This window comes from Streptomyces sp. NBC_00448, assembly GCF_036014115.1.
In the GTDB taxonomy this organism is placed as follows: domain Bacteria; phylum Actinomycetota; class Actinomycetes; order Streptomycetales; family Streptomycetaceae; genus Actinacidiphila.
Genome location: NZ_CP107913.1, coordinates 8,883,140 through 8,909,416 on the forward strand (window position 1 = coordinate 8,883,140; position 26,277 = coordinate 8,909,416).

Consider the following 26,277-nt stretch of genomic DNA (forward strand, 5'->3'; position numbering starts at 1 on the left):
GCCGTCCGGGTCAGGCCGCCCCGGTCAGGCCGGCGTCGCCGCCCAGGCGTACAGGTGCTCCGGGCGGCCGGTGTCCCCGTACTTCAGGGTGAGCCGGACCCGTCCGGCCTGTTCCAGGTGCTTGAGGTAGCGCTGCGCGGTGGAGCGGCTGAGCCCCGACCGCTCGGCGACCTCGTGCGCCGACAGCGCGGCCCCGGTCTCCCTCAGCACGCGCCGGATGAGTTCGGCGGTCGGGGCCGAGTGGCCCTTGGGCAGCGCCGCCGGCGAGGCGGAGGCGCTGCGCAGCGCGCCGAAGATCCGGTCCACCTGTTCCTGGCCGGCCTCGCCGTCGCCCCCGGACGCCATGCCGTCCACGGTGCGCCGCAAAGCGGCGTACCCGTCGAGCTTGGCCCCCAGGTCCGCGAAGCCGAACGGCTTGACCAGGTACTGCAGCGCACCGAGCCGCATCGCGGCCTGCACGGTGGCAACGTCACGGGCCGCGGTCACCATGATCACGTCGGCGCAGTGGCCGAGTTGGCGCATCCGCCGCACCAGGGTCAGACCCGGCTCGTCCGGCAGGTAGTGGTCGAGCAGCACCAGGTCCACGCGGGTGCGTTCGAGGGTGGCCAGCGCGTGCGCCGCGGTGTGGGCGCGCGCTGCCACCCGGAAGCCCGGAACCTTGGCCACGTACGCCGAGTTGATCTCGGCCACCCTGAAGTCGTCGTCCACGACCAGCACTTCGATCACCGTGCACCTCCGGGCAGCGCGGCGCACATGTCGGCACCGAACTCCGCCGGGGCCAGCGCCTCCGGCAGCACGACGGTGAACACCGCGCCGCCGCCCGCGCGGGCGCCGACCCGGGCCATGCCGCCGTACCGCTCGGCCAGCCGCCGCACCAGCGCCAGGCCGAGCCCGCGCCCCCGGTGGCTCGGCGACTTCTTCGTGGTCCAGCCTTCGGTGAAGACCCGCTCCCGCAGTTCGGGGGGAACCCCGGGTCCGTCGTCGCTCACCCGCATCACCAGCGTGGTGTGTTCGACCCGCAGCTCCACCTCGACCTCCGACGCCGTCGCGTCCAGCGCGTTGTCGATGAGGTTGCCCAGCACCGTCACCGGATCGCGCGGGTCCACCACCCGGTCCGGCAGCCACGTCGTCGCCGAGATCCGCAGCCGCACCCCGCGTTCCGCGGCGATCGCCGCCTTGCCGACCAGCAACGCCGACAGGAGCGGTACGTGCACCCGGTCGGCGACCTGCTCCGCCGAGGCGCGGCGGGTGTCGGCGACCTCGGCGACGTAGTCCACGGCTTCCTCGTAGAGTTCCAGTTCGAGCAGCCCCAGCACGGTGTGCAGCCGGTTGGCGTGCTCGTGGTCCTGGGCCCGCAGGGCGTCCAGCAGGCCGTGCGTGGCGTCCAGTTCCCGGCCGAGCAGTTCCAGTTCGGTACGGTCCCGCAGCGTGACCACGGCGCCGCCGTCCTCGGTCGGCATGCGGTTGGCGATCAGTACCCGGCTGCCGCTGACGGTCAGCAGATCGGAGCCCTCCGCCTCCCCGGCCAGCACGTCGGTGGTCCGTCCCGGCGGCAGCAACGCGTGCAGCGGACGCCCCGCCGCGTCACCGTCCAGGCCCAGCAGGCGCTGCGCCTCGTCGTTGACCAGCCGGACCCTGCCCTGCGGGTCGAGCGCCACCACCCCCTCCCGGATGCCGTGCAGCATCGCCTCGCGCTCGTCCAGCAGCGCCGAGATGTCGGCGAACGCGAGTCCGCGGGTGGCCCGCTGGAGCCGCCGGGAGGCCCACACCGCGGCCACCACGCCGACGGCCAGCGCCGCCCCCGCGTACAGCAGCAGCCCGGGTACGGCGGCGAGCAATCGGCCGCGGACGCTGTTGTAGGCGATGCCCACCGAGACCGCGCCGACGATCCGCCCGGAGCGGTCCCGCAGCGGAACCTTGCCGCGGGCACTGCGCCCCAGCGTGCCCCGGTCGATCTGCATGATGTCCTTGCCGCCCAGCGCCACGCTCGGGTCGGTCGAGACATGCTCGCCGATCCGCCCGGGGTCGGTGTGCGACCAGCGGGTGCCGTGGGTGTCCATGACCACGATGTAGCTGGCGCCGGTGGCCAGCCGGATGCGCTCCGCCTCGGCCTGCACCGGTCCGTCGGGGGTCGGCCGGGAGGAGACCAGCGCCTCGGCGACGTCCGGGTCGGCCGCCACCGTCTGCGCGATGGCCAGCGCCCGGTGCATGCCCTGGTCGTCGAGTTCGTGGCTGAGCGGAGCCAGGAAGAGACCGGTGGCCAGCGCCGTGACGCCGACGGTGATCGCGAGCTGCATCCGCAGGACCTGCGCCGAGACACGGCGCGGCCACCTGATCCGCATAGCGCTGCCCTCCGACTCCCACTCTGACTTCGGCTTCGATTCCGGCTCCGCCCCCGGCCGTCCGCCCGGGCCGGTCCCCCGGTCCTCCGGCGGCGACGGCGTCGGCGACGGCGGTTCACGCGCCGACGTCCGTGTCGTCACCGCAAAGTAGACGCCGTCGCGCCCGTTGGGCAGTCCTCGGGTCGATTTCGTCGTGCGCGCGCGAGCAGAACGAGCAGAACACCGCTCTGTGCGCAGAAGGGGCCCAGCGCTCACAAGGCTGTCAGGACCGGCGGAGACGCTTCTAACGTCCAGCGACATGACCATCGACACGAGCCCCGCCATCGAGTTGCGGGGGGCGGGCAAGGCGTTCCGGACACCGTCCGGGGCCCCGCACACCGCCGTACGGGATCTGGACCTGACCGTGGGACGCGGTGAGTTCGTCGCCGTCGTCGGTCCCACCGGATGCGGCAAGTCGACCACGCTGACCCTCGTCAGCGGCCTGGAGGAGCCGACCGAGGGCGAGGTCCTCGTCGGCGGGGAGCCGGTGCGCGGAATCGGCGCCGACGTCGGCTTCGTCTTCCAGCAGGACGCCGTCTTCCCCTGGCGGACGGTGCTGTCCAACGTGACGGCCGGCCCGCGCTTCCGCGGCGCCGCGAAGGCCGAGGCCAGGGAGCGGGCCCGGGACTGGCTGGCCCGGGTGGGCCTGACGGCCTTCGAGGACCGCTACCCGCACCAGCTGTCCGGCGGCCAGCGCAAGCGCGTCGCGTTGGCGGCCACCTTCGTCAACGACCCGAAGATCCTGCTGATGGACGAGCCGTTCTCCGCACTCGACGTGCAGACCCGGGCACTGATGTCCGACCAGCTGCTCGACCTGTGGGCCGGCACCGGATCGTCCGTCGTGTTCGTCACCCACGACCTGGAGGAGTCGATCGCGCTCGCCGACAAGGTCGTCGTGATGACCGCGGGCCCGGCCACCGTCAAGGAGGTCTTCACCATCGACCTGCCGCGCCCCCGCAGCGTCGAGGAGGTCCGGCTGGAGCCGCGGTTCCTGGAGATCTACCGCGAGATCTGGTCGTCGCTGGGCGAAGAGGTCCGCATCACCCGGGAAAGGGGCGCCGGAAATGCCGCCTGAGTCCGTATCCCTGTCGGCGGCGGCCACGGGCAAGCCGACCGGCGCCGCCGAACGCACCAGGTCGCGGGCTCGCGCGGCCCGCAGGCACGCCCTGCTGGTCAACGGCTGCCGGGTGCTGGTGCTCGTGCTCTTCCTCGGCCTGTGGGAGTGGTTCTCCCGGGCCGGCGTCATCGACGCGTTCAACTTCTCCATGCCCTCGCAGGTCGGGGACCAGATCCGCACCTGGGTCCTGCACGGCACGGCCCAGGGCTCGCTCGGCGAGCAGATCTGGACCACCCTCCAGGAGGCCCTGTACGGCTGGGCGATCGGTGTCGCCGCCGGCGTGCTGATGGGCGTCGCCCTCGGCCGGGTGCGCATCCTCGCGGAGGTCTTCGGGCCGTATGTGAAGGTCCTCAACGCCATGCCGCGCATCGTGCTGGCACCGATCTTCCTCATCTGGTTCGGCCTCGGCCCGGCCTCCAAGATCGCCTCGGCCGTCGTGCTGGTCTTCTTCCCGGTGTTCTTCAACGCCTTCCAGGGCGCCCGGGAGGTCGACCGCAACCTGGTCGCCAACGCCCGCATCCTCGGCGCGAGCAACCGCCAGGTCACGTTCCAGGTGGTCATCCCCTCGGCCACCTCGTGGATCTTCACCAGCCTGCACGTCAGCTTCGGCTTCGCGCTGATCGGCGCGATCGTCGGCGAGTACATCGGGGCCACCAAGGGCCTCGGGCTGATGGTCTCCACCGCCCAGGGCACCTTCAACTCGGCCGGCGTGTACGCCGCGATGGTGATCCTGGCCGTCGTGGCCCTGATCGCCGAGGGACTTCTCACCTTCCTGGAGAAGCGGCTCTTCCGCTGGAAGCCCGTTGAGTCCGGCGCTCGTTGAGTCGGCGCCTGTCGAATCCGGCGCCTGTCGAATCCCGCCGGCCCGCCGAGCGGGTCCGCGCCGCCCCACCACCACACAAGGACGTGACCCCATGCGCACTCGCACCACGATGATCGCCCTGGCCGGCGTGCTCGCGCTGACCGCTCTCACCGCCTGCGCGAACGACGCCTCGTCGGGCTCCGGTTCGGCCTCCGACGCCGGCGCGGCGACGGGCGCCGGCAAGGACGCCACCAAGGTGAAGATCATGGTGGGTGGCCTCGACAAGGTCATCTACCTGCCGGCGATGCTGTCCCAGCGGCTCGGCTACTTCGCGGCCGAGGGCCTGGACGTGACGCTGATGACCGAGCCCGCGGGCGTGGACGCCACCACCGCGCTGGTCTCCGGCGACGTCCAGGGCGCGGTCGGCTTCTACGACCACACCCTCGACCTGCAGACCAAGCACAAGTCCGTGGAGTCCGTGGTGCAGTTCGCCCAGGCGCCCGGCGAGGTCGAGGTGGTGTCGAAGAAGGCGGCCGGCGACATCACCTCCGCCAGGGACTTCAAGGGCAAGCGGCTCGGGGTGACCGGGCTCGGCTCCTCCACCGACTTCCTCACCAAGTACCTGGCCGTGCACAACGGGCTCCAGGTCAGCGACTTCACCCCGATCGCGGCCGGGGCCGGCCAGACCTTCATCGCCGCCATGCAGCAGGGGTCGATCCAGGCCGGCATGACCACGGACCCCACCGTGGCGCAGATCCTGGACAAGGGCATCGGCAAGGTGCTCTACGACATGCGCACGCCCGAGGGTTCGCGGAAGGCGCTCGGCGGCCTCTACCCGTCGTCCAGCCTGTACATGAACACGGACTGGGTGAACGGCCACAAGGACACCGTCCAGAAGCTGGCCAACGCGTTCGTCAAGACGCTCCGGTGGATGTCCACCCACAGCCCGGCGGAGATCGCGGCGAAGATGCCCGCCGACTACGCGCAGGGCGGCGCGAAGCTGTACGAGCAGTCGATCAGGTCGACGCTGCCGATGTTCACCACCGACGGTGTGATGCCGGCGGACGGTCCGGAGACCGTGGAGAACGTCCTCAAGGCGTTCAACCCCAACCTGAAGGACGCCACCGTGGACCTGGAGAAGACCTACACCACGCAGTTCGTGAAGAACGTCGAGTAGCGGGGCCTCGGCCACGGGTCCGCTGCTCGGCCGTCCTTCCGGCAGCGCCGACCGTACGACCGGACCGGTCGCACGGTCGGCGCGTCGAGTGCCGTATCGGCCGCCCTACGCGTCGAACTCGATGACGATCTTGCCCCGGGCGTGGCCGCCCTCGACCGCGCGCAGCGCCTCGCCGGCCTGGGCGAAGGGGAAGGTGCGGGTGACCAGCGGGTCGAGGTCGCCGCCGACGACCAGGCCGGCCAGGTCGTCCAGCACCTGTGCGGTGCGCTTGCGCACCACCGGGCTGCCGCCCAGCTCGGCCACGGTGCCGCGGTCCCCGGCGCTCACCAGCTCGGCCGGGTCGGCGAGCAGCGCGGCCACGTCCCGCAGCGGCTCGCCGCCGACCAGGTCCACGATCCCGTCGACCCCGCCGGGCGCGGCGGCCCTGACCCGGTCCGCGACCCCCAGCCCGGAGGTGACGTGCACCGCGCCCAGCGACTCCAGGAACTCCTTCTTCGCCGCGCTCGCGGTGCCCAGCACCGTCAGGCCGTCGTGCCGGGCGATCTGTACCGCGGCCACGCCGACCCCGCCGCCGGCGCCGTTGATCAGCAGGGTGCCGTCCGGGGGGAGGGCGAGCTGGCGGACCGCGTCGTAGGCGGTGGCCGAGGCGACCGGCAGCGACGCCGCGTCCGCCCACGACAGCGCGGCGGGCTTGTGCGCGGTGACCGACGCCAGCAGCAGGGCGTACTCGGCGTAGCCGCCGGCGACGGTGTTGCCGAACACCTCGTCGCCCACCGCGAATCGGGCGGTGTCGCCGTCGCCGCTGTCCGGGCCGACCTCGACCACGACGCCCGCCGCCTCGTTGCCGAACACCGCGGGCAGGTCGGGGACGGGCGTGCCGACCGGCCGGAAGCCGGCCCGCCGCTTCCAGTCGACCGGGTTGACGCCGGCCGCCCTGACCTCGACCAGTACCTGTCCGGGCGCGGGCACGGGCCGCGGCAGGTCGGCGAAGGACTCGGCCTCGGGGCCGCCGAGTTCGGTGAACACATACGCCTTGGGCATGGCTGCTACCTCGCGTCGAGGGTGGATGAGGGACGGGGAACCGGTCCGGATACGGCCCCGGGTGCGGCGGGTGCGGCGGAAGTGCTGGGGGGAGCGGCAGGAGTGGCGATGGCGGACGGGTCGGGTGCGGCGGTGGCGCGGTCCGCGTCCAGGTCCGGCACCCGGACCAGGCGGAAGACGGTGGTGCGGCGGAGCGTGAAACCGATCGACTCGTACAGCTTGACCGCTGAAGTGTTCGCGGCGGCGGCGTGCAGGAACGGCGTGTCGCCGCGCGCGCCGATCCCGGCCGCGACATGGCGGATCAGCCGGGTGGCCAGGCCCTGGCCGCGGTACGCCGGGTCGGTGCACACCGCGCTGATCTCGGTCCAGCCCGGCGGGTGCAGCCGCTCCCCGGCCATCGCCACCAGCGCGCCCTCGCGCCGGATGCCGACGTACGCGCCCATCTCGACGGTGCCGGGCAGGAACGGCCCGGGCCGGGTCCGCTCGACCAGGTCCAGCATCTCCGGGACGTCCGCGGGGCCGAGCGGCACCGCCTCCGGGTCCAGCTCGCCGCGCAGCGTGGTCGCCACGAGCTGCACGCCCGGGATCGCGTCGCCGCCGGTCCACCCCTCGGGCAGCTCGGCGACCCCGGCGACGGTGAAGGTGTTGCCGGGCCCGATCAGCGCGGCCAGGTCGGCCCACGCGCGCGGGTCGGCTGTGTCGGCGACGGCGACGAACGGCGACACGTCGCGGCGGTAGCGGCCCGCCCGGCCGACGAACTCCGCCAGGTGCCGGTGCGCTCCGCTCATGGAGGCCCAGGCGGCGTTGTCCAGGACGTGTCCACCGGATGTCTCCGCCGGGTCCTGCGGGAGGGGTGCGTACGGTGGCGGTGGCGTGGTCCGAGGGCTGGTCGACATGTTCGCCGTGACTCTCCGTTCCGGGTGCGGTGCGTTCGGCGCCGGTGGGCGCCTGCGGGTGCTCGTGCGGGACAACGCCGACCCGGCCCGCGGAAAATCCCGCGGGGCCGGTCGGGATCGGTACAGCCCGTGTCGCGCCGAGGTCAGGAGTTGCTCAGCGGCAGGCCGGGCGGGTTGATCCGCGCGCTCGGCACCGCCTCGTCGCTGAGGTTCCACGCGGCCAGCCACTGGGCGTACTGGCCGTTCTTGATCAGGTAGTCGATGGCGTCGGAGAGCGGCTTGACCAGGCCGTCGTCCTTCTTGGTGGTGGCGCAGATCAGGCCCTGCAGGCTCGCCCCTGCGCCGGAGAAGGTGCCCGCGCTGCGGGTGGCCTGCGGGCTGCCGGCGGTCTTGGCGACGTGGTAGGCGACGCTCGGGTTCGGCGCGAAGTAGGCGTCGATGTGGTGGGAGCTGAGTGCCAGGTAGGTGCTGTTCGCCTCCTGGTAGTACTTGATGGTGAGCTTCTTGCCCTCCGCCTTGAGCCGGCTCTGCCACTCCAGCAGGATCTTCTCCTGGTTGGTGCCGGAGCCGACCGCCACGGTCTTGCCGGCCAGCTCGTGGAAGTCGCCGGTGAAGGTCCACGGGTCGTCCTTGCGGACCTCGAAGCCGAGGTTGTCCTGCCGGTAGGCGGCGAAGTCGTACTTCTGCTTGCGCTGCTCGGTGTCGGTGATGTTGGAGAACCCGACGTCGGTCTTGCCGCTGTCGATGCCGATGAAGAGGTTGTCCCAGGTGGCGTTGGTGAGCACCGGCTCGAGCCCGAAGACCGCCGCGACGAGCCGGCCGAGGTCCGGCTCCGAGCCGGTCAGCGTCTTCTGGTCGGTGCCGGTGTAGCCGATCGGCGGGGAGCCGGCGGGGAGGAAGCCGAGACCCACCACGAGCTGCTTGCTGTCCCGTACGGACTTGGGCAGTTCGGCGCGGATCGAGGCCACCTCGGGCACCTTCAGGGTGGTCTCCTTGGCGGCGCCGTTGGACAGCGCGCCGACCACCACCGTGCCCTTGGCGTCCGCCGCGGCAGGGGCGGAGGAGCCCGCGCCGTCGTCGCTGCCGCAGGCGGCCAGGCCCAGCAGGAGTGATGTCGCGGCGGCGGCGCTCAGGACGAGTCGGGAAGCGGTACGGGGCATGACGGCCTTCCTTGGCAGGGGTGAACGGGAACAGCGGCGGCAACGGGCGGACCCGGGACCGGACGTGGTGGCGGCGCGGGACGGGCCGGCGCGGGCGGCGTCGCGAGCGGTGTCCGGCCCGCGCCGGGCGGCTTCCTCACAGGACGCGGCTGAGGAACTCCCGGGTACGGGCATGGCGCGGGGCCGACAGCACCTGCGCGGGCGGCCCCTGCTCCACGACCCGGCCGCCGTCGAGGAAGACGACGCTGTCGGCGACCTCCCGGGCGAAGCCGATCTCGTGGGTGACGACGATCAGCGTCGTGCCGCTGGTGGCCAGGTCCCTGATCACCGCGAGCACCTCGCCGACCAGTTCGGGGTCGAGCGCCGAGGTCGGCTCGTCGAAGAGGATCACGCCGGGTTCCAGGGCGAGCGCCCGGGCGATGGCGACCCGCTGCTGCTGCCCCCCGGACAGCTGCCGCGGATACGCCTCCGCCCGGTCGCCCAGGCCGACCCGCGCCAGCAGCTCGCGGGCGGCCTCGCGCGCCTGCGCCCGGCTCTTGCGGCCGGTCGCCGCGGGCGCGGCGGCCACGTTCTCCACTGCGGTGAGATGCGGGAAGAGGTTGAAGTTCTGGAAGACGAACCCGATCCGGCCGCGCTGCGCCAGGATCGCCCGCTCGCCGAGCTCCTTGAAGCGGCCGCGGTGGCGGCGTACCCCGATGGGCTCGCCGCCGACCTCGACATGTCCGGCGTCCAGCTTCTCCAGGTGGTTGATCGCCCGCAGCAGCGTGGACTTGCCCGAGCCGGACGGCCCGAGGATCACCGTCACCTCGCCGGCCGGCACCGTCAGATCCACCCCGGCGAGCACCTGCTGCGCGCCGAACCGCTTGTACGCGCCTCGTACGGTGACCGCGACCGGCTGCACCGCCCCGCCTCGCACGGTGCTGTCCTGGGCGTTGCTGTCCCGCACCGGGCCCGCCGCCGCGCTCATCGGGCCGATCCCGTCGCGAGCCGGGCCCGGGCCCGGACGTCGAAGAACGCGGCGCGCAGCCGTTGCAGCGGCGTCGGTGGCAGCGTCCGCAGCGCGCCGCGGGAGAAGTACCGCTCCACGTAGAACTGCGCGACGGACACCACGCTGGTCAGCACCACGTACCAGACCGTCGCGACCAGCAGCAGCGGCACGATGTCGCTGGGGTAGGTGCTGCCGAGCGTCTCCACCCGGCCGAAGATGTCGAGCAGCGAGACGTAGAAGACCAGCGAGGTGCTCTTCACCAGGCCGATGAGCTGGTTGACGTACGCCGGGACGATCGCCCGCAGCGCCTGAGGGAAGATGATCCGGGTGAACTGGTAGCGGCGCGGCAGCCCGAGCGCGGCCGCCGCCTCGTGCTGGCCCTGGTCCACCGACAGCAGCCCGCCGCGCACCACCTCGGCGGCGTACGCGGCCTCGTTGAGGCTGATGCCGACCACCGCGACCACGAGGCTGGTGGCCGCCCTGGTCTCGTCGAAGTCCACGAGGTGCGGCCCGAACGGCACCCCGAGGCTCAACGTGGCGTACAGCGCCTGGAAGTTGGCGAGGAACAGCAGCACCACGATCAGGGGTATCGAGCGGAACAGCCACACGTACACCCAGCTCACGACGCGCAGCACCGGGCTGCGCGACATCCGTGCCAGCGCCAGCACGATCCCGGCGAGCAACCCGAACACCGCGCTCCACGCGGTGACCTGGAGGGTGACGCCGAGCCCGTGCAGGATCACCGGCCGCAGGAACCAGTAGCGGAACCTGCCCCACTGGAAGAACTGGTTGGTGGCCAGGCCGTGCGCGATCTGCGCGACCACGACCAGCACGGCCACGGTGAGCACCCATCTCCAGGGGTGGCGCAGCGGCACCACCCGCTGCTCGTCGGCCTGATCCGACGTGGCGTCAACTTCCTTGCCGTGTACGGGTGCGGGTGGGTCGACTGCGGTGGGGGAGGCGGCGCGGGGCAGGTCGGACATGGGGCGACTCCGGCGCGGGGAGGACGCTCGCACGCAGCACGCGTTCACGGACCAGGGCGGCGCGCGCGGCGGGAGCGGGACGGTGGAGGGTTGACGGGCGAGAGCGGGAAGCGGGGTGGAACGCGGCCCGCGCGTGCGGTCGTACGCGAGCGGCGGGCCTGACGTGCGACATGTGACGTGTGACGTGCGGCGGGAGCGGCGGTGCGTGCCGAAGTGCGGTGCGTGCCTCAACGGGCCTGCGGCCCGGGGGAGTTCAGCTGCTACAGAGCGCGCTGCTGACGCGCAGCAGGTCGATGTGCCGGGCCAGGACAGGGCGGTGCGGACGGTGGCATCGCCACTGCTCCGAACCGACTGCCTCGGTCATCCCGCCCACCTTCGCCCGCCCACCGCTGCGGGCCTCGCGTGCTGCTCGCGGCCGGGCGGAAGCGCCCTGACCCCGGCGTCAACGTAGGCAGCGCCGCCACGGGTGTCAACGCCGTGCCCGTCGCTATGCCCCGGTGTGCTCGGGTTTCGCGACGCGGGTTTCATCCCCCGTTCAAAAACCCACCCGACGACCGGGTGGGCGTCCGCCGGTGCCGGGAGTCCGGCGGCCACGACAACGTGACACTGCCGCCTGCCGCCTGCCGGCAGTGCGTGCCGGCGCGGTTCGGGGAGCGAAGGCTGGGCGCCTCACGGTCCCCGAAACGCGTTCGACGCCGGACGCCGCCTCGGTACGCCTACAGCCGCAGGCCCTGGGCGAGCATGCGGAAGGGGGCCTCGTAGAGGGCGGGGAGGTCGGGGACACCGTCGCGTTCGACCCAGTAGCGGACGACCGCCGTGGACACCGCCATGATCGCGGCGGCCGCGGCGTGCACGTCGAGGTCGTCGGGGCCGCGGCCGGTGCGGGCCATGATCACCTCGGCCAGGCGGTCCTGGCTGCGCTGCAACTCGTCCCACGAACGGGCCCTGATCGCCGGGTCGTTGAAGCCGAGCCGGGTGCGCAGCAGCAGTTCGTCCAGGTCCGACTTGATGACCGGGCCGAAGGAGTCCGCGAGCGCGGCCAGCAGCGACTCCATGATCGGCTCGCCGGCCGGGCGGGCCAGCAGCGCGTTGGCGAGCACGGAGTCGTAGTCGTCGACGAGGACCACGTCCTCCTTGGTCGGGTAGTAGCGGAAGAACGTGCTCGGGGAGACCTCGGCCGCCTCGGCGATCTGGTCCACGGTGGTGGCCTCGTACCCCTGCTCGGCGAAGAGCCGGTACGCCTCCCGCCTGATCGCCTCCCGGGTGCGCTGCTTCTTGCGCTCCCGCAGGCTCGGTGCCGCCACGGCCGGGGTCTCCTCAGTGCTCATGCCACCGATTCTCCGGGTCCCGCGCCGCCGGCGGCCACCCCGTCCGCCGTGTCGGCCGAGGACCGGCCCTCCCGCGCGGGTGCGGCCGGTGAACCGGGCGCCGGCGCGGACGCGGGGAGCAGCAGCAGCCCGAGTACGCCCGCCAGTGCCGCGCACACGCCGCAGGTCAGCATCACCAGGTCCATGCCGTGGACGAAGGCGGCGTGCGCGGAGGCGCGCAGGCCGGGGTCGTGCAGCCGGGCGGCGACCGCGTCGGCGCCGGTGACCGAGTCCCGCGCGGCATGGGCGGACGAGGCGTCCAGCCGGTGGACGGCGAGCCGGCCGAGGTAGCCGGCGCTGAGCACGCTGCCGAGCGCGGCCACGCCGAGCACCCCGCCGACCTGCTGGACGGTCTCCAGCAGGCTGGTGCCCTGGCCCGAGCGCTCCGCGGGCAGCGAGCCCATCACCAGACCGGTCGCGGGCACCATCGCGCTGCCGAAGCCGAAGCCGATCAACGTCAGCCACACGGCGGCGAAGCCGTAACCGTCGCCCGCCGCGGTGGTCGCGCCGAGCAGGGCCCCCGCGGCGAGCAGCAGCAGCCCGGCCGGGATCACCAGGCGCGGCCCGAACCTCTTCGCGATCGGCTCGCTGAGGGTCGCGGCGACCATCAGCCCGGCGATCAGCGGCAGGATGCGCAGGCCGGTGCCGAACGCGTCGTGCCCGAGCACGGATTGGAGGTACTGCGGCACGACGAACAGGATGCCCATCACCGCGAAGTTCACGAACACCGCGAGCAGGGTGCCCCAGCGGAACGCCCGGTCGGCGAAGAGGCCGAGGTCGACCAGGGGGTGCGCGGTGCGCCGCTGCCGTATCAGGAAGGCGGCCAGCACCGCGGCGCCGCCGACGATCCCGGCGAGCACCTTCGGGCTGCCCCAGCCGTGGTCCGGCACCAGGATCGTGCCGTAGACCAGGGCGGTGATGCCGGCCACGCTCAGTACGGTGCCGGTGACGTCGAAGGGGCCGGGCGCCGCCGGGGCGCGGTCGTGGTCGCCGGGCAGCAGCCAGACCGCGGCGAGCAGCGCGATCACGGCGACCGGCACGTTGAAGACGAACACCGAGCCCCACCAGAAGTGGTTGAGCAACCAGCCGCCGACCAGCGGGCCGACCGGCATGCCGAGCGCGGTGGCCGCGGTCCAGGTGGCGATCGCCTTGGGCAGCTCCTGCCGGGAGAAGATCCGCGGCAGGATCGCCATCGACAGCGGCATGATCATCGCGGCGCCGGCGCCGAGCACGGTACGCACCGCGATCAGCTCGTCCGGCGACCCGGCCCTGGTGCCGGCGAGCGAGGCGAGGCCGAAGAGCGTGATGCCGCCGACCAGCAAGCGCTTGTGCCCGTACCGGTCGCCGAGCAGCCCGACCGGCAGCATCACCACCGAGAGAGCCAGCAGGTAGCCGCCGCCGATCCACTGCAACTGGGCGCTGCTGGCGCCCAGTTCACCGGAGAGCGTGGGCAGCGCGACGTTGATGACGGTGCCGTCGAGTCCGATGATCAGCACGCTCAGCGTCAGTGCGGCGAGGGCCAGCCAGCGGCGTGGCGAGTCCGCGAGCGGATGCGGCGGCGGGGGCGGGGACAGGGGCGCGGAAACGCGCTGAGCGGGCTGAGCGGGGTCGGCTGACGGAGAGGGCGGTGCGGTGTCCGCGGGCATCGGCATGGGCAGCCTCCTGGGAGTGGACCGTATAAAGACAGTACACTCTCAAAAAGCTGTTCCTCGTCAAATGAAAGCTGGCTTTCATTATGTCGGAGGGGGTGGCGACGGCGCGCCGCTCAGCTCGCCTTCCGTCCGGACGACGCCGTCTTGCGTGCCGCCGTCTTCTTCGCGGCGCCGGACTTGGTTCCGCCCGCCCGGGTCCCGCCGGCCTTGGCCGTGCTCGACTTGGCCGAGCCCGCCTTGGCCGCGGTCTTCTTCGCGCCGGCCCGCTTGCCCGTCGCGGTCTTCTTCGCGCCGCCGGCGCGCCCACCGGACCGCCCGCCCGACGGCTTCGCCTGCTCCACGGACGCCCGCAGCGCCGCCATCAGGTCCACGACGTTCCCGCCGCCGGCCTCCTCGCTCACCGTCGGCGGCTCCGCGCCCTCCAGCTTCGCGGTCACCAGCGCCTCCACCGCCTGCGCGTACTCGTCGTGGTACGCGGTGAGGTCGGCCTCGCCCAGCGCCTCGATGAGGGTGTCGGCGAGCTTCAACTCGGAGTCGCTGATCTTGACGCTGCCCTTCGGCGCCGCCTCGGCGGGGTTGTTCAACTCGTCGGGCCAGCGCAGCGTCTGGAGCAGCAGCACGTCGTCGCGCGGCCGGATCAGCGCCAGGTGCTCGGAGTTGCGCATCGCGAACTTGCCGACCGCCGCCTTGCCCGACCGCTCCAGCGCCTCGCGCATCAGGACGTACGGCTTGTTCGCACCCGCCGAGGCCGGGGCGAGGAAGTACGGGGTGTCGAGTTGCATCACGTCCACCGACGCCATGTCCACGAAGCCGCTGACCTCGATGGTCTTCGCGGTGGGCAGCGGCAGTGCCTGGAGGTCGGAGTCGGTGACCTGGACGAGCTGGTCGTCCGGGGTCTCGTAGGCGCGGCCGATGTCCGAGGCGGCCAGCACCTCCTCGTCCAGCTCGCAGGTCTTCTGGTACCGGACCCGGCCCTGGTCGGCCAGGTGGATCTGCCGGAAGCTGATCTTGTGGCTGGAGACGGCGGAGCCGAGCTTCACCGGTATCGAAACCAGGCCGAAGGCGAGGTTCCCCGACCAGACGCTGCGCATAGCGTGTCCTTTTTGTCAGGCTATGGGACCTTTATGATATGCCGATCACCGAGGTCGAGGGCCGCCGGGTCAAGCTCAGCCACCTCGACCGCGTGCTCTGGCCGGAGACCGGCACCACCAAGGCGGAGCTGCTGGAGTACTACGCCACCGTCGCCGGCGTCCTGCTGCCGCACACCAGCGGCCGGCTGGCCAGCTTCGTCCGCACCCCCGACGGCGTGGACGGCCAGCGCTTCTTCCAGAAACGTCCGCCCGCCGGTACGCCCGACTGGGTGAAGACCACCGAGCGGGCGCGCAGCAGCGGCGAGCTGATGGACCAGGTCGAGGTGAACGACCTCGCCACCCTCGTCTGGGCCGGCAACCTCGCCTGTGTGGAGATCCACACCCCGCAGTGGCGCGCCGCCGACCCCGACGCCGCCGACCGGCTGGTGCTCGACCTGGACCCGGGCCCGGACCGTACGGTCGTCGACTGCTGCCGGGTCGCGCTCGACCTGCGCGAGCGGCTCGGCGCCGACGGGATCGCGGCCTGGGCGAAGACCAGCGGCTCCAAGGGGCTGCACCTGCTGGCCGCGCTGCGCGGCGCCACCCCCGACGAGGCGCGCGCGTACGCCAGGACGATCGCCCGCGAGCTGGAGGCCGCGCACCCGGACCGCGTGGTGTCGCGGATGGCCAAGGCGGACCGCACCGGCCGGGTCTTCATCGACTGGTCGCAGAACTCGGCGAGCAAGACCACCGCCGTCCCCTACACGGTGCGCGCCCGCGCCCGTCCCACCGTCTCCGCGCCGCTGACCTGGGACGAGGTCGCCGCCGCCGAGGAACCGGGCCAACTCGACTTCACCATCGGCGAGATGCCCGCCCGGCTGGCCGAGGTCGGCGATCCGCTCGCCGCGCTGCTCGAACCGGGCGGCGCGAGCGCGCTGCCGGGGTGAGCGTACGGACGTGGCGGACGGGCCGCCGTCACGCTGCCGCGCGGGCCGCCCGTCGTAGCGCCTACTGCTGCCGCGGGGGCCGCCCGCCGTGCCGCCTACTGCTGCTGCGCGCCCGCCAGGTGCTCCGCGAGCTCCTTCTCGTCCTCGTCGCTGAGCGAGGTCTTCACCAGGGTGCCGCCGTAGGGGCGCATGGCGTCGGCGAACTTGTCCTCGGTGATCTTCGCGGCCATCACCACCACCGCCGACGTGCCCGGCTTGAGCATCGCCTGCACCTGGTCGCGGAACTGGTCGTCGATCCCGGACTTGCCCAGCTTGCCGAGCAGTCCGCCCATCGCCGCGCCGGCCAGCAGGCCGAGCCCGGGAACCAGGAAGAGGATGCCGAAGACCATTCCCCACAGCGCGCCCGACGCCGCCGAGACCCCGACGATCTTGCTGGGGGTGTCGACGTGGGTCTTGCCCTCCGCGTCGACCGAGACGACGGCGAGCCCGTTGAGGTTCACCACGTAGTCCTTCTGGAGCTTCTGCACCCGCTCGTAGGCGTTCTCGGCGGTGCTGTGGTCGTCGTAAGCGATCACGATGAGTTCGGACATCGGGGCCTCCTCGATGGCGTGGGCGACGTGAGGAACCCTATGTCCGAAATGTCGGCACGGCCACGCGGTGCCGAACGGCAGACCCTAGCCGCGCGGCTCCCCGTGCCAGCGCCACTTCTCCAGTCGTGGCCGGCCCGGCAGTTCGGCCCGACCGGTCGACCACAGCAGGGCCGGCCACGGGGCGGCGTCCGTCGGGGCGTCGGGGAAGAGCCGGTGCAGCACCCGCCGGCAGAGGTGGTCCGGCGGCTGCCACGGCAGGCCGGACCCGGAGGTGACGTCATGGGTGTGCACCAGGGTCTCCACCACGCCCATCGCCCCGAACCCCTCGGGGTCGGAGACGCCGAAGACGTGGTGGGCGCGGAGCCGCGGCGAGCTGGTGCGCACCATCGCCACCAGCAGGGCGCCGCACGCCTCCAGCGCCTGGAGCAGCCCGTCCCGGCCCTCCTCGCGCGCCACGAAGATGGTGCTCGACGGTCCGTCCGGCCGCATCTGCCGCCAGGAGACGGGCACATGCGTGGTCACCGGCGGCACTGCCGGGCCGATCTGGAGCGCGTACGCGAACAGGTCGTCGGCCAGGTGCTCGACGGTCTCCCAGCAGGACCAGGTCACGTCGCCGGCCGGACGGTCCCAGCCGTCCTCCGGCACGGACGAGAGCGCGCGCACCGACAGCTTCACGGCCAGTGCCACGTCGTCGGGGCCGACCGGCCCGGGGGAGTGGGGAGTCGGTGTGCCTGTCGTCGGTACCGCGAGTGAGGGGTCCACGTCCGGCACCGTATGCGTCGGACGGCACGGTGCCAAACGGTTTGCGCGGCAAGGTGGTCGGTCCGCGGTGTGGCGCGCCCGGGTCGACCGGTCGGCCAACCGGTCAGCCGGCCGGCGGTCGTCCGGCTTCCCGGCGGGTCCACGCTCTCATCGCCGACCGCGCCGCCGGGCCTGCCGCCGTCCGCGCCTCATTCGCCGAGCAGCAGCGCGGCGACCGCTTCCGGGGCTTCGTGCATCGCGTCGTGCCCGGTGGGGAGTTCGTGGACCCGCCACTCGGGATCGGCTCGGAGCCGGGCGCGGAGTCCGGCGAACGGCGTCCGGTCCTCCCACCCCGAGCAGTAGACGAACTCCCGGCGGGGGACCTGGGCGAGCGCGCCCGTGAGCCGGATCGTCTGCAGGAACGAGGCGAGGGGATGGGGACGGCGGCGGGGGTCGCCGCCGTCCGGCGGCCGGACGGAGTAGCCGGTGGCCGCGGCGCCGGCCGCGAACACGTCCCGGAAGTGGTCGTTCGTCGACGACCAGCACGACTCGCCGTCGCGCGGTACGTAGGCGTCGAGATGCACCAGTCGCGCGACCCGGCCGTCGGCGCGGTCGGCCGCGGCGGCGACCACCATCCCGGCGTAGCTGTGGCCGACCAGCGTCACGCCGGTGAGGTGATGGCGATCGAGGTGCCGCAGGACGTCGCCGGCGTGCGTGTCGAGGCTGGCGGTCGCGACCGTCGCGTCGTCGTCGTCCGGCCGCAGGCCCGTCAGGGTCAGGGCGTGAACGCTGTGACCGGCACGCTCCAGCAACGGCACCACCGCCTCGAACGACCAGGAACCCTTCCAAGCACCGGGCACGAGGACGAATGTCGTCATGTGAGTCTCCTTCTCTCCCAACCCGCGACATCGAGGCACACCGCCTCGATGGCATGCGGTGCGGCCAGGCGCGCTGCGCGCCTGAGGACCACTCCGCATGCAGGAAGTGTCACGGGATCAGGAGATGGCTTGCCACCGTTAGGATGCCAACCGATGCCCGCTCGCCGCCAACCTCGCCCGAACCCCGGTGTGACGTCACATGTGTGGCCCTCCGGCGGGCGGCACCTGTGGCCCTCCGGCGGAACGAGCGCGTGGCAGTCACACGCACGAGGGCACCTGGTGTACGCGGCCGGCGGGGTCCTGGCGGTGCGCACCGAGCGCGGCACCTCGATCGTTCCCGCCAACCGGGTCGCCTGGACCCCCGCCGGGTTCACGCACGACCACCGCGCCCACGGCCACACCGACATGCGGATCGTCTTCCTCACCCCGTCCCTGGCCCGGCTCGTCCCGGACCGTCCCGCCGTGTTCCTGGCCTCCGGCCTCGCCCGCGAGGTCCTGCTCGCCCTGACCGGCCCCCGCAACTACGACGACGACGCAACCGGCTACAGCCGCTCCGCGCGCTCGCGCCTGCTTCGCGTCCTCGTCGAGGAACTCCGCGAAGCCCCCGAACAGCCACTGCACCTGCCCGAACCGCGGGACGACCGGCTGCGAGCCATCGCCCGGATACTGCACGAGACGCCCGCGGACAACGCCACGTTGACCGAACTCGGGAAGGCGATCGGAGCCAGCACCCGCACCCTCAGCCGGCTCTTCCGCAACGAACTCGGTATGACCTTCTACGAGTGGCGCACCCAACTGCGCGTCCACCACGCGCTCGTGCTCCTCGCCGAGGGCCATGACACCACCCGGACCGCCTACGCCTGCGGATGGGCCAACCCCAGCGGCTTCATCGAGGCGTTCACCCACATCATCGGCACCACCCCGGGCCGCTACCGCACCGGTCGCCAGAGCACCACCCCCACCTCCCGACCCGGGAAACGCCCCCCGAGTGACATCCGTCAACGACGCTCATGACCAATACAGCTAGCGCGAGGTGAACCACGCTGCGAGTCCACATCCCGTGGTCGTGGCGAGGGCCGCCACCAGCCATCTCGGGACGCGCTGAATCGTTAAGTGGAGACCGCCGCAGCGCAGTTCGAACGATGGGGCGGGGCTGTCTGGGCTGCTCTCGTCTGGCATGGGTCAATCGCACCAGATTCGCAGAGGACCCACCACGACTCTCCGGCACGGACCCCGTTAATTCCGTTAACGCTTCTCCCGGAGCTGCCTCATCCATTGGAGCACCCCCATGCCGCATAGGCCCCGCCCCGTGCTCAGTCTCCGGGTGCCCCGAACCGACCACCGGTGGGCGCCGCCGGGTCCATGAGCGGGAGGCGCAGCAGTAGCGCGGGACGCCGGGAGCACCGAACCGGACGCGTGGTCGAGGTTGCGTCCGCTGTGCACGACATGCCACAACCGCGAGACCGCGAAGCACCAGCCGGGCGGTTGGGCTGCGGAGCGCGGCAAGCCTTGCCGCGGTGACGGGCCGACTGGAGGTGAACCCCCTCGCCCCGGCTCTCCAGCGTGGCAGGGAGGGAGGGGAATGCTCGCGCCGCAACTGGGGCGGAAGGCGTGTTCCGGGCGGGTCGACTCCTTGAAGTCGCGGACCGGAACTACGCCGGGAAACGCGTCGGCAGCTTCAACCGGTCATCGTCAGGCCCTTCGGCCGACTACGCGCACGTGGTTTCCCCGGCGGGTGACGTCGGTCAGGCGGTAGCCCTCTGGAACAGCGGTGAGGTGGGCGAAATCGGGAGACCGGGAGTGTGGAGTGCTGGGCAGGTAGGCAATCACCTGGTCCACGGCGCCCGCTGCGCTGAAGGAAGTCGCGTATTCAGAGGCGCCATGAATCAGCAGTGATCGCGCACCAGTCTCGCCGAACGCTCGCAATATTTCTCCGGCGCCGTCGCGCGGCCAGTCGGCGGGGGTCCGGAAGACTCCCTCGCCGTGACTCCCCGGCATTCCTTCCGCTATTCCGCCGTCTTCGTGGACCAGAAGATCGTACGATCCCCGAATCGCTCGCATTTCATGGAATGCCGCATCGCGCTCCCGGTCCGAGTCCGGCAAGCCGTCCGAGTCGGCCGTGTACACCCATGTGACGAAGGGGCGACCGTTTTTCAGTGCGGCCAGCCAGGGGCCCAAAACAATCAGCGCTTCATCTTCAAGAACATTGGTTTCCACCTGCACGCCTGCTGCACGCAGGAGAGCGGCGCCACCTTCACCGCGTGAAGTCGGGTCCATCACGGCGATCAGAACTCTGGCCACATTCGCCTGGATCAGTGCTTCCCGACAGGGTGGCGTCCGGCCGTAATGATTGCACGGCTCCAGCGTCACTAGCGCCGTACCGCCATCGGCGAGATTGCCGGCGGCAGCGAGCGCATTGACCTCCGCATGTGGATTCCCCTTGCGGACATGGTATCCTTCGCCGACCGTCCGCCCGTCGCGGTCGAGAATTACGCATCCCACCGGCGGATTTGGGCTTGCCGACCCCAGGCCCTGGGCGGAAATTGCAATAGCACGCCGCATGGCTGCCGACTCATGAGTGTTCACCGCGCTCCAACTCCGGCCCTTCCCCGATTGCATCAAACAGTTCAGTCACGGCAGGCGAGCCATGGACCGCCCCGAGTGCGTTAACCGCGGAAATCGTCTCATGCATGGTACGCGCCGAGCCCGAACCACGTGCAACGCTGAGCGCTGAAGCAGCATGTTTGGCGGCTTCGTCGTACTCCTGGATTCCCGCGTACGCCATTGCCAGCCGTGCCTGTGCAAGGCCCCGGTCACGCTGGTACGCGTCCGGAAGCTCGGTCAGTGCCTGTGCGAAGACGGGTGCGGCACGATCGGGCCGGTTGAGGCTGAGCCAACAGTTCGCACGCTGGATCTCGATGTAACTCGGCGTACAGAAGTCACCGTGTCCGGAGCGGGCGTCTCCCTTCGTCTGCTGTGAGGCCGCGAATTCATGAGCTCTGTCCAGCCGTTTGTGACAGGCGATTTCGTCCCCATCCAAGGCATATCCGTGAGCCTCTTGCTGCAAAGCAGCTGCCCTCATGGGCGCGGTGAGCACAGCCTCGTTCCGTTGGACTGCCTGAGCGAGGCCGATGGCCTGCCCGGGATTCCTCTTCGTCGTGGCCTGCTGACTTCTGCGAAACAGTGTCCATGTCACCATGGCCTGATCCCCGGATTCTGTTGCCCATTCCATTGCCTGGCTCGTCCATCTCGCCGCCATAGACAAATCGGCGGAGTCCTCATGCAGCCATGCGGCAGACTCGGCGTATTGGGCGGCCAGCCTCAGCAGCTCAAGCCGTTGATCGCCTCGCGTGTATTCCAGTAGCGCTTCGAGAATCAAAATCTGCTGCTGAACTGATGCGAGGGCATGTCGCGGGCCGAAGAGGTTGTCGGCTCGGACAAGCGTATGCCACATATCTCTGAGATGTTCTGTCGCTGCTTCAATGCGGGAGCCGTCGAGCTTGGGTACGGCGTGGTGGAATATGATTCCGCTTTCCGGAGCGTGCAACCCGGCGCCAACGGCCCCAGCAAGCAATGCGCGGCGACTCATAGGCACAATCTGCCTCCTCCCCTCGACCCACACAGAGATGAAAAGAATGTCAGACGCCGCGCTCGTCTCTGCGGAGAGTAAGGGCGACGAATCTTTCGCCTCTTGTACTGGGGAGCGAATCAGCGAATCCGGCCGGGCGACTTCCTCCGGGGAAATCCTCTCCCATGGCCGCATCGGGAGTCCGAGCATTTCACCTGGGATGCCGAATCCATCGGCAATTCGTTCGATCACTCCCTGTCCGCGAATCCCACGAACGCCACGGATGATGTCGCTCACTCGTGAACTTGTCATCTTTCCAACGGCGGCAGCCATGGCCGCATAGCTGGAGCCCGTCCTCCGGTTGACGAGTCGGAATATCTCCTGAAAGTTCCGCGCAGCGCATGCCTGCCGCATGGCGTCGCTTTGTAGGAGTGCATCCGGAATCGTCAGCGGGAAGTCACGGCGGTGTGTCTTGCGCTCGTCCATGGGCCACCTTGCAGGAACGGAGGCGAACCCTTCCAGGGTAGCCCCGTGCGGGGTTCCCCAAATGGCGTTGCGGGGTTCCCCGTTCGCGGTTCCCCTGGCGCTCTGTCCGCTTGAAGCTCATGGGACGGCACCGTTACGTGCTGACAGCAGACCTCGGCGACCGCTCGAACGGCCCCGGGGCCCCGGACCACCTGAGACAGCAGGCAGCCAATGAGCCTTCTCACAGCGTTGCCCGAATGGGTAACAGTCGAACCTCTCGGCCGGACGGGGGTCTCGTCATGACCTCGCCTGCGCCGGCGGTTCCGGCCGAGGAATGTCCGTCCGTTGTCGACAAGTTGTGGCCTCCCGCGCCCCTCTCGGTGTGCAGGGCGCGTCAGTTCCTCGCCCAGCACCTCGACGCCTGGGGGTTGCCGCATCTCAAGGACAGCGCCCAAGTGGTCGTATGCGAGCTGGTCACCAACGCGGTCACGCACGCGCACCCGCCGTACGGGAATCTGATCGCCACTCGGTTCGAGCGACTCGCCTCCGGAGTGCGCATCGAGGTGCATGACGCCAGTGACGCCAAGCCGGAGCACAGGGAGGCGTCACCAGACGACGAGTCCGGGCGCGGCCTGGGTTTGGTGGACGCGCTGACTGGCGGGCAGTGGGGCGTGAGCGACCGGGACGGCCCGGGAAAGGTGCTGTGGGCTGTGTGCGGCGAGAACGGCGCAGAGGTGCCGCAGTGAGCTGACCGATGGGCATGCGTGGGATTCGGGGCACCGTTTGTGGCAGTTCGATTCGTGTCCACCGGCGTAGCTGCAAGCTGACGACCGTATGACCCCGAAGGCTGCCGTCCGGGCAATGGGCAGCAACGCAGGAAATCCGTACCGAACGTCCGACCCCTGTATTCATCGAGAACCAGGATCATGCCAATCAAGAACACTCCACCGAAAGCGGGCGGTGTGCCGCGCCTACGACCGAACGGCGCTGCCATGCGGGCTCTGCGAACTGCCCTCAAGGTAAGCCTGCGGGACATGCAGACATTAACCGGCCTCGACCGGGGTCATTTGTCCCGCTTGGAGCGCGGGCTTGTCGGTGCCAGCCCCGACACGATCCGCCGGTACGCGAACGCGCTCGAGGTACCGACCGCATCCATCACACACGACCGATGAGGAAAGGCCGCAACAATCCGCTGACGTTGCACGCGGTGCGGGTCGGGGACGGGTTCGGCTTCCTCGCGCGCCTGACCCCCAACGGCGATGACGAGGTGTGCCGGTCGCAGACGGAGATCGACCCGACGCCCACCCCGGAAAGGTGCGAGGCGTTCGACGCGTTTCACGCGGCGCTGCTGAGCTGGGTGAGGTGAGGTGAGGTGGGGTCGGGCGGGGCGGGCGGACTACGACGCGGTGGCGTCCGCGCCGGTGAGCGGGGAGGGTTCGGCGGCGAGCAGGGCGAGTTCGTCGTCGGTGAGCAGGCGTGAGCGCAGCAGGAAGCGCACGCCCTCCGGGGCCTCCAGCGAGAAGCCGCTGCCACGGCCCTTGACCACGTCGACCGTGAGGTGGGTGTGGCGCCAGTAGGCGAACTGGCTCGCGCTCATCCAGAACGGCGTGTCGCCCGCCACCCTGCCGAGCAGCACGTCCGCGCCGCCCACCCGGAACTCGCCGCGCAGGTAGCACATCGGGGAGCTTCCGTCGCAGCAGCCGCCGGACTGGTGGAACATCAGCGGGCCGTGCCGGTCGGCGAGCCGGCCGAGCAGTTCCTCGGCGGCGGGGGTCAACTCGACCCGGCGAACCGGCTCGGCCGGGTCCGCGGGGGAGGCCGGGGGAGTCATCGCGGCCCTCCGTTCCAGGCGGGGCGGCCGGCCGGCGGACGCGCGGTCCCTGGTCCGCACCCCGATCGCCGCTCCCACGGCGGTCCGTCCCGTTCCCTCGATGCTACTGCCGAACTCCCCGGCCGAACCCGCTCGTCGGGGCCCGGGTTGCGCGGCGCGGGCCGGTCGTGGCCGGTGGTGGCCGGTCGTGGTTCGGCCGCGCAGGGTCCCGGGTCCGTACGTCAGTGGTCGCCGCGGCCCGAGGGTGACGTGCCGGCAGGGACGGGGCCCACCGGGGCACCGGGTGCGTCCCGCGCAGGCGGCCCGCCCCATCACCACGCGGCGTCACCGGTACGGGGTGGGGGAGTCGGCCGGGTGCACGCGGCGCACGCGAGGGCCAAGGCGGCCAGGTCCTCCAGGGCCGCGGCGGGCCAGTCGTCGTGTCCGCGCAGGGACCACCGGCGGCGCCATCGGGCGCCCGCGAAGGCGGCGGCGACGGCCACGGCCCCGCCGACCGTGCCGGCGGTGGCGAGCAGGACCGGCCCGGGTGAGGAGGGCGCGGGCCTCTCCGCCGAACCCGCCCAATCCGCCGAACCCGTCAACGAACCCGCCGAACTCGCCTGCTGCACCGAACCGTTGCCGTCGTCCGCCGAGGGCCGCCGGCCGGGCGGCGGCGCGAGCGCCCGCACGGCGTCCGCGGCGAGCACCGCGGCCGCCAGGCCGCCGAGCACGACGCGGGGCACCAGCCCGGCGGCGGTCAGCCGGCTCGGGGTCGCCGGCAGCTTGTCGGCGACCAGCTCACCGACGGCAGCAGTCACCGTGCCGATCACGGCCGGCCGCCCGGCCAGCAGGTCCAGCGGTTCCGGGGCGGTCTCGGCCCGCCCGCTCACCGCGACGGCCGCCGTTCCGATCTGGCTGCGCGCCCCGGACGCGGCCCCGACCAGCCCGGCTCGCACGAGGCCGGCCCGTACGCCGGCGGGCGCTCTCACGCGCGCCGCTCCCCGGCCGTCACGACGCCGTACGTCGCGAGGCCGTACAGCAGGTGCGGTATCGCGTCGGAGACCCAGTCCGCGCCCGACCACGTGCGCGGGTCGCTCACCTTCAACTCGGCCATGGACAGGTCGCTGACCGCCATGGCGAGCGCCCCGGTGAGGACGCCGCCCGCCCAGAGCGGCAGCCGCACCCCCGCTTTCCGCAGTACGGCGACGGCTGTGCCCACCCCCATGCCGGTGGCGATCCCGGACAGCGCCGCCAACGCGCTCACCCGGTTGTCGCGGGTCTGGCCGGTGCCGTCGATGGTGACCCCGGCCCGGTCCGCCAGCGCCTCCACGGTCGCCTCCGGAACGGTGCTCGCGGGTCTGCCGCGCAGGGCCATGTCGCCGTACGTGACGGCGTTGAGCACGGTCGTCCCGGCGGCTCCGGCGAGGCCGCCGCGCAGTAGCGTTCGCATCATGGTCCCCGGGTGACCCGCACCCGCGGGCGTGAAACACCGCGACGCGTGGTTCCGTCCGGTCGCGTCCCGTTCGACCGCGGCCCCGCCCGTCAGGGCCCGGAACGAAGCCCGGATCGAGCCGTGGCCGATTTTCGATCGCGCGACGTTGCGTAGCGGAGTCGCCCTTTCGGGTGATGGTCACGCCTCACGTACCCCAGTGACAGTAAGGGGTGAGACGGTCTCCCTGTGACGAGTGGTCGCCGCTCCGGGCCGGCCTCAGCCCAGGAACGGCTTGATCAGGCCGAGCAGCGCCTCCGGGCGGTGCAGCGGGATGATGTGGCCGCAGTCCTCAAGGACGTGGCCCACGAGATCGTCGGTGATCGGCCGCAACTGCCGTTCGAGCGCGGCCCCGACAGGGTGCGCGCCGATCGCCATCGTGGGCACCGCCAGCCTGCCGGTGGCGGCGGCCTGCTGGATCTGCCGGGCGCCGGCGGGCATCGCGCGGTAGTACGAGAAGGCGCGGCGCAGCGCGTCGCTGCCGGTGTAGGCGCTGACGAAGGCGTCGCGGAGGTCGGCGCGGAGCCCCTCCCCGAGGGTGCCGGCGTCGAGGAACCAGTCGATGTAGCGGGCCTCGTGGCCGGTGAGCACGTCTTCCGCGAGGCCGGGCACGGCGTGGAAGCCGAACCACCACGGTGCCCCGCCGGCCAGGAAGTCCTCGGCGCCCGGCAGCGTCCCCAGCAGCGACTCCATGACCACCAGCCGGCTGACGAGGTCGGGGCGGCGCATGGCCAGCAGGAAGGCGGGCGGGGTGCCCGCGTCGATGCCGACCACGGCCGCGGAGGTCTCGCCGAGGGCGGCGAGAAGGGCTTCCGCGTCGGCCGCGAGGGTGCCTGCGTCGTAACCGCCGGTCGCGGGCCCGCTGGCGCCCAGCCCGCGCAGGTCGGGGGCGATCACCCGGTGGTCGTGGGCGAGTTCGCCGATGACCTCGGTCCACAACTGCCAGGTGTGCGGGAACCCGTGCAGGAGGAGGACGGCGGGGCCCTGTCCCGCGGTCGCCACGTGGAGTTCGACGCCGCCCGCCTCGACGTGGCGCAGCACCACCTCGGGCGGGCGGCTGCGGGCGGTGGTGCGGGGGACGGGGGACATGGGCGACCTCCCAGGCGGTTACCAATGGTGACAACACCACCGTAGGTAACTACGCTGGACCGGCCA

The 26,277-nt window shown here is 71.7% G+C and carries 27 protein-coding genes; 8 read left to right on the forward strand and 19 right to left on the reverse strand.

Annotated features, from left to right (window positions below; translation table 11 throughout):
• Positions 1-24: 24 nt before the first annotated feature.
• The gene (locus OG370_RS38215; protein WP_328472573.1) at positions 25-726 is read right to left on the reverse strand and encodes a response regulator; all 702 of its coding nucleotides are present in this window, start codon (positions 724-726) and stop codon (positions 25-27) included.
• On the reverse strand, positions 723-2,342 hold the full coding sequence (locus OG370_RS38220) for a sensor histidine kinase (RefSeq protein ID WP_328472575.1): 1,620 nt from the start codon (positions 2,340-2,342) through the stop codon (positions 723-725). The genes OG370_RS38215 and OG370_RS38220 overlap by 4 nt, the downstream gene beginning before the upstream one ends.
• A gap of 298 nt (positions 2,343-2,640) precedes the next feature.
• On the opposite strand from OG370_RS38220, the gene OG370_RS38225 reads away from it, so the two are divergent.
• The 3 genes from OG370_RS38225 (at position 2,641) to OG370_RS38235 (ending at position 5,477) form a co-directional block, all read left to right on the forward strand.
• Positions 2,641-3,456, forward strand: a complete 816-nt coding sequence (locus tag OG370_RS38225; RefSeq protein WP_328472577.1) for an ABC transporter ATP-binding protein — start codon at positions 2,641-2,643, stop codon at positions 3,454-3,456.
• Positions 3,446-4,321, forward strand: coding sequence for an ABC transporter permease (locus OG370_RS38230; RefSeq protein ID WP_328472579.1), 876 nt, complete (start codon positions 3,446-3,448; stop codon positions 4,319-4,321). The genes OG370_RS38225 and OG370_RS38230 overlap by 11 nt, the downstream gene beginning before the upstream one ends.
• A 91-nt stretch (positions 4,322-4,412) precedes the next feature.
• Positions 4,413-5,477, forward strand: coding sequence for an ABC transporter substrate-binding protein (locus OG370_RS38235; protein ID WP_328472581.1), 1,065 nt, complete (start codon positions 4,413-4,415; stop codon positions 5,475-5,477).
• 105 nt (positions 5,478-5,582) lie between these two features.
• On the opposite strand, the gene OG370_RS38240 is transcribed toward OG370_RS38235, so the two are convergent.
• The 8 genes from OG370_RS38240 to ku all read right to left on the reverse strand — a co-directional run bounded on the left by OG370_RS38240 (position 5,583) and on the right by ku (position 14,655).
• On the reverse strand, positions 5,583-6,518 hold the full coding sequence (locus tag OG370_RS38240; protein ID WP_328472583.1) for an NADP-dependent oxidoreductase: 936 nt from the start codon (positions 6,516-6,518) through the stop codon (positions 5,583-5,585).
• A 5-nt stretch (positions 6,519-6,523) separates the two neighbouring features.
• On the reverse strand, positions 6,524-7,414 hold the full coding sequence (locus OG370_RS38245; RefSeq protein ID WP_328472585.1) for a GNAT family N-acetyltransferase: 891 nt from the start codon (positions 7,412-7,414) through the stop codon (positions 6,524-6,526).
• 143 nt (positions 7,415-7,557) lie between these two features.
• On the reverse strand, positions 7,558-8,574 hold the full coding sequence (locus OG370_RS38250; RefSeq protein WP_328472587.1) for a transporter substrate-binding domain-containing protein: 1,017 nt from the start codon (positions 8,572-8,574) through the stop codon (positions 7,558-7,560).
• A gap of 136 nt (positions 8,575-8,710) precedes the next feature.
• Positions 8,711-9,541 carry an amino acid ABC transporter ATP-binding protein gene (locus OG370_RS38255; protein WP_443060822.1) on the reverse strand — a complete coding sequence of 277 codons (831 nt, stop codon included), beginning with the start codon at positions 9,539-9,541 and terminating at the stop codon, positions 8,711-8,713.
• Positions 9,538-10,545 (reverse strand): amino acid ABC transporter permease, encoded by a 1,008-nt coding sequence (locus OG370_RS38260; RefSeq protein ID WP_328472589.1) that lies wholly within the window; start codon positions 10,543-10,545, stop codon positions 9,538-9,540. Before OG370_RS38260 ends, OG370_RS38255 begins: the two co-directional genes overlap by 4 nt.
• A gap of 716 nt (positions 10,546-11,261) precedes the next feature.
• Complete coding sequence (locus OG370_RS38265) at positions 11,262-11,873, reverse strand: acyl-CoA-like ligand-binding transcription factor (RefSeq protein WP_328472591.1); 612 nt, start codon at positions 11,871-11,873, stop codon at positions 11,262-11,264.
• Complete coding sequence (locus OG370_RS38270) at positions 11,870-13,564, reverse strand: DHA2 family efflux MFS transporter permease subunit (protein WP_328472593.1); 1,695 nt, start codon at positions 13,562-13,564, stop codon at positions 11,870-11,872. Before OG370_RS38270 ends, OG370_RS38265 begins: the two co-directional genes overlap by 4 nt.
• A gap of 113 nt (positions 13,565-13,677) precedes the next feature.
• On the reverse strand, positions 13,678-14,655 hold the full coding sequence (gene ku, locus OG370_RS38275; RefSeq protein WP_328472595.1) for a non-homologous end joining protein Ku: 978 nt from the start codon (positions 14,653-14,655) through the stop codon (positions 13,678-13,680).
• A 38-nt stretch (positions 14,656-14,693) separates the two neighbouring features.
• On the opposite strand from ku, the gene ligD reads away from it, so the two are divergent.
• The gene (gene ligD, locus OG370_RS38280) at positions 14,694-15,581 is read left to right on the forward strand and encodes a non-homologous end-joining DNA ligase (protein ID WP_328472597.1); all 888 of its coding nucleotides are present in this window, start codon (positions 14,694-14,696) and stop codon (positions 15,579-15,581) included.
• Positions 15,582-15,676: 95 nt separating this feature from the next.
• Here the strand turns inward: ligD and OG370_RS38285 are convergent, their stop codons facing one another.
• The 3 genes from OG370_RS38285 to OG370_RS38295 all read right to left on the reverse strand — a co-directional run bounded on the left by OG370_RS38285 (position 15,677) and on the right by OG370_RS38295 (position 17,790).
• Positions 15,677-16,171 carry a DUF1269 domain-containing protein gene (locus OG370_RS38285; protein WP_328472599.1) on the reverse strand — a complete coding sequence of 165 codons (495 nt, stop codon included), beginning with the start codon at positions 16,169-16,171 and terminating at the stop codon, positions 15,677-15,679.
• Positions 16,172-16,255: 84 nt separating this feature from the next.
• Positions 16,256-16,933 carry a hypothetical protein gene (locus tag OG370_RS38290; protein ID WP_328472601.1) on the reverse strand — a complete coding sequence of 226 codons (678 nt, stop codon included), beginning with the start codon at positions 16,931-16,933 and terminating at the stop codon, positions 16,256-16,258.
• Positions 16,934-17,121: 188 nt separating this feature from the next.
• Positions 17,122-17,790, reverse strand: a complete 669-nt coding sequence (locus OG370_RS38295; RefSeq protein ID WP_328472603.1) for an alpha/beta fold hydrolase — start codon at positions 17,788-17,790, stop codon at positions 17,122-17,124.
• Between the two features lie 279 nt (positions 17,791-18,069).
• Here OG370_RS38295 and OG370_RS38300 point away from each other — a divergent pair, with 279 nt between their 5' ends.
• Positions 18,070-18,804, forward strand: coding sequence for a helix-turn-helix transcriptional regulator (locus OG370_RS38300; protein ID WP_328472605.1), 735 nt, complete (start codon positions 18,070-18,072; stop codon positions 18,802-18,804).
• 678 nt (positions 18,805-19,482) lie between these two features.
• On the opposite strand, the gene ribD is transcribed toward OG370_RS38300, so the two are convergent.
• Together ribD and OG370_RS38310 are read right to left on the reverse strand one after the other, a co-directional pair.
• Entirely contained in the window at positions 19,483-20,376 is an 894-nt protein-coding gene (gene ribD, locus OG370_RS38305) for a bifunctional diaminohydroxyphosphoribosylaminopyrimidine deaminase/5-amino-6-(5-phosphoribosylamino)uracil reductase RibD (RefSeq protein ID WP_328472607.1), read from the reverse strand.
• Entirely contained in the window at positions 20,363-21,844 is a 1,482-nt protein-coding gene (locus OG370_RS38310) for a hypothetical protein (protein ID WP_328472609.1), read from the reverse strand. Before OG370_RS38310 ends, ribD begins: the two co-directional genes overlap by 14 nt.
• A 359-nt stretch (positions 21,845-22,203) precedes the next feature.
• Between OG370_RS38310 and OG370_RS38315 the strand changes: the two genes are divergently transcribed.
• The 3 genes from OG370_RS38315 to OG370_RS38320 all read left to right on the forward strand — a co-directional run bounded on the left by OG370_RS38315 (position 22,204) and on the right by OG370_RS38320 (position 23,189).
• On the forward strand, positions 22,204-22,569 hold the full coding sequence (locus OG370_RS38315; protein WP_328472611.1) for an ATP-binding protein: 366 nt from the start codon (positions 22,204-22,206) through the stop codon (positions 22,567-22,569).
• Positions 22,570-22,815: 246 nt separating this feature from the next.
• The gene (locus OG370_RS41620; RefSeq protein ID WP_443060930.1) at positions 22,816-22,995 is read left to right on the forward strand and encodes a helix-turn-helix domain-containing protein; all 180 of its coding nucleotides are present in this window, start codon (positions 22,816-22,818) and stop codon (positions 22,993-22,995) included.
• Positions 22,992-23,189, forward strand: coding sequence for a hypothetical protein (locus OG370_RS38320; protein ID WP_328472613.1), 198 nt, complete (start codon positions 22,992-22,994; stop codon positions 23,187-23,189). Before OG370_RS41620 ends, OG370_RS38320 begins: the two co-directional genes overlap by 4 nt.
• A gap of 30 nt (positions 23,190-23,219) precedes the next feature.
• Here OG370_RS38320 and OG370_RS38325 read toward each other — a convergent pair whose 3' ends face one another.
• The 4 genes from OG370_RS38325 to OG370_RS38340 form a co-directional block, all read right to left on the reverse strand.
• Positions 23,220-23,654, reverse strand: a complete 435-nt coding sequence (locus OG370_RS38325; protein ID WP_328472615.1) for a DUF779 domain-containing protein — start codon at positions 23,652-23,654, stop codon at positions 23,220-23,222.
• A 311-nt stretch (positions 23,655-23,965) separates the two neighbouring features.
• Positions 23,966-24,622, reverse strand: a complete 657-nt coding sequence (locus OG370_RS38330; protein ID WP_328472617.1) for a hypothetical protein — start codon at positions 24,620-24,622, stop codon at positions 23,966-23,968.
• Entirely contained in the window at positions 24,619-25,086 is a 468-nt protein-coding gene (locus tag OG370_RS38335) for a hypothetical protein (RefSeq protein WP_328472619.1), read from the reverse strand. Before OG370_RS38335 ends, OG370_RS38330 begins: the two co-directional genes overlap by 4 nt.
• 255 nt (positions 25,087-25,341) lie before the next feature.
• A complete protein-coding gene (locus OG370_RS38340; protein WP_328472621.1) occupies positions 25,342-26,211 on the reverse strand; it encodes an alpha/beta fold hydrolase in 870 nt (289 codons plus the stop codon).
• Between the last annotated feature and the right edge of the window lie 66 nt (positions 26,212-26,277).

Excerpts from the sequence above, each read along its gene's own strand:
- OG370_RS38220 (WP_328472575.1), bottom strand. The coding sequence starts at position 2,342 with ATGCGGATCAGGTGGCCGCGCCGTGTCTCGGCGCAGGTCCTGCGGATG.
- OG370_RS38230 (WP_328472579.1), top strand. The coding sequence starts at position 3,446 with ATGCCGCCTGAGTCCGTATCCCTGTCGGCGGCGGCCACGGGCAAGCCG.
- OG370_RS38265 (WP_328472591.1), bottom strand. The coding sequence starts at position 11,873 with ATGAGCACTGAGGAGACCCCGGCCGTGGCGGCACCGAGCCTGCGGGAG.
- OG370_RS41620 (WP_443060930.1), top strand. The coding sequence starts at position 22,816 with ATGCGGGCTCTGCGAACTGCCCTCAAGGTAAGCCTGCGGGACATGCAG.
- OG370_RS38270 (WP_328472593.1), bottom strand. The coding sequence starts at position 13,564 with ATGCCGATGCCCGCGGACACCGCACCGCCCTCTCCGTCAGCCGACCCC.
- OG370_RS38340 (WP_328472621.1), bottom strand. The coding sequence starts at position 26,211 with ATGTCCCCCGTCCCCCGCACCACCGCCCGCAGCCGCCCGCCCGAGGTG.
- OG370_RS38245 (WP_328472585.1), bottom strand. The coding sequence starts at position 7,414 with ATGTCGACCAGCCCTCGGACCACGCCACCGCCACCGTACGCACCCCTC.
- OG370_RS38295 (WP_328472603.1), bottom strand. The coding sequence starts at position 17,790 with ATGACGACATTCGTCCTCGTGCCCGGTGCTTGGAAGGGTTCCTGGTCG.
- OG370_RS38250 (WP_328472587.1), bottom strand. The coding sequence starts at position 8,574 with ATGCCCCGTACCGCTTCCCGACTCGTCCTGAGCGCCGCCGCCGCGACA.
- ligD (WP_328472597.1), top strand. The coding sequence starts at position 14,694 with ATGCCGATCACCGAGGTCGAGGGCCGCCGGGTCAAGCTCAGCCACCTC.
- OG370_RS38260 (WP_328472589.1), bottom strand. The coding sequence starts at position 10,545 with ATGTCCGACCTGCCCCGCGCCGCCTCCCCCACCGCAGTCGACCCACCC.
- OG370_RS38235 (WP_328472581.1), top strand. The coding sequence starts at position 4,413 with ATGCGCACTCGCACCACGATGATCGCCCTGGCCGGCGTGCTCGCGCTG.
- OG370_RS38335 (WP_328472619.1), bottom strand. The coding sequence starts at position 25,086 with ATGATGCGAACGCTACTGCGCGGCGGCCTCGCCGGAGCCGCCGGGACG.
- OG370_RS38285 (WP_328472599.1), bottom strand. The coding sequence starts at position 16,171 with ATGTCCGAACTCATCGTGATCGCTTACGACGACCACAGCACCGCCGAG.
- OG370_RS38225 (WP_328472577.1), top strand. The coding sequence starts at position 2,641 with ATGACCATCGACACGAGCCCCGCCATCGAGTTGCGGGGGGCGGGCAAG.
- OG370_RS38320 (WP_328472613.1), top strand. The coding sequence starts at position 22,992 with ATGAGGAAAGGCCGCAACAATCCGCTGACGTTGCACGCGGTGCGGGTC.
- OG370_RS38310 (WP_328472609.1), bottom strand. The coding sequence starts at position 21,844 with ATGGACGAGCGCAAGACACACCGCCGTGACTTCCCGCTGACGATTCCG.
- OG370_RS38325 (WP_328472615.1), bottom strand. The coding sequence starts at position 23,654 with ATGACTCCCCCGGCCTCCCCCGCGGACCCGGCCGAGCCGGTTCGCCGG.
- ku (WP_328472595.1), bottom strand. The coding sequence starts at position 14,655 with ATGCGCAGCGTCTGGTCGGGGAACCTCGCCTTCGGCCTGGTTTCGATA.
- OG370_RS38255 (WP_443060822.1), bottom strand. The coding sequence starts at position 9,541 with ATGAGCGCGGCGGCGGGCCCGGTGCGGGACAGCAACGCCCAGGACAGC.
- OG370_RS38240 (WP_328472583.1), bottom strand. The coding sequence starts at position 6,518 with ATGCCCAAGGCGTATGTGTTCACCGAACTCGGCGGCCCCGAGGCCGAG.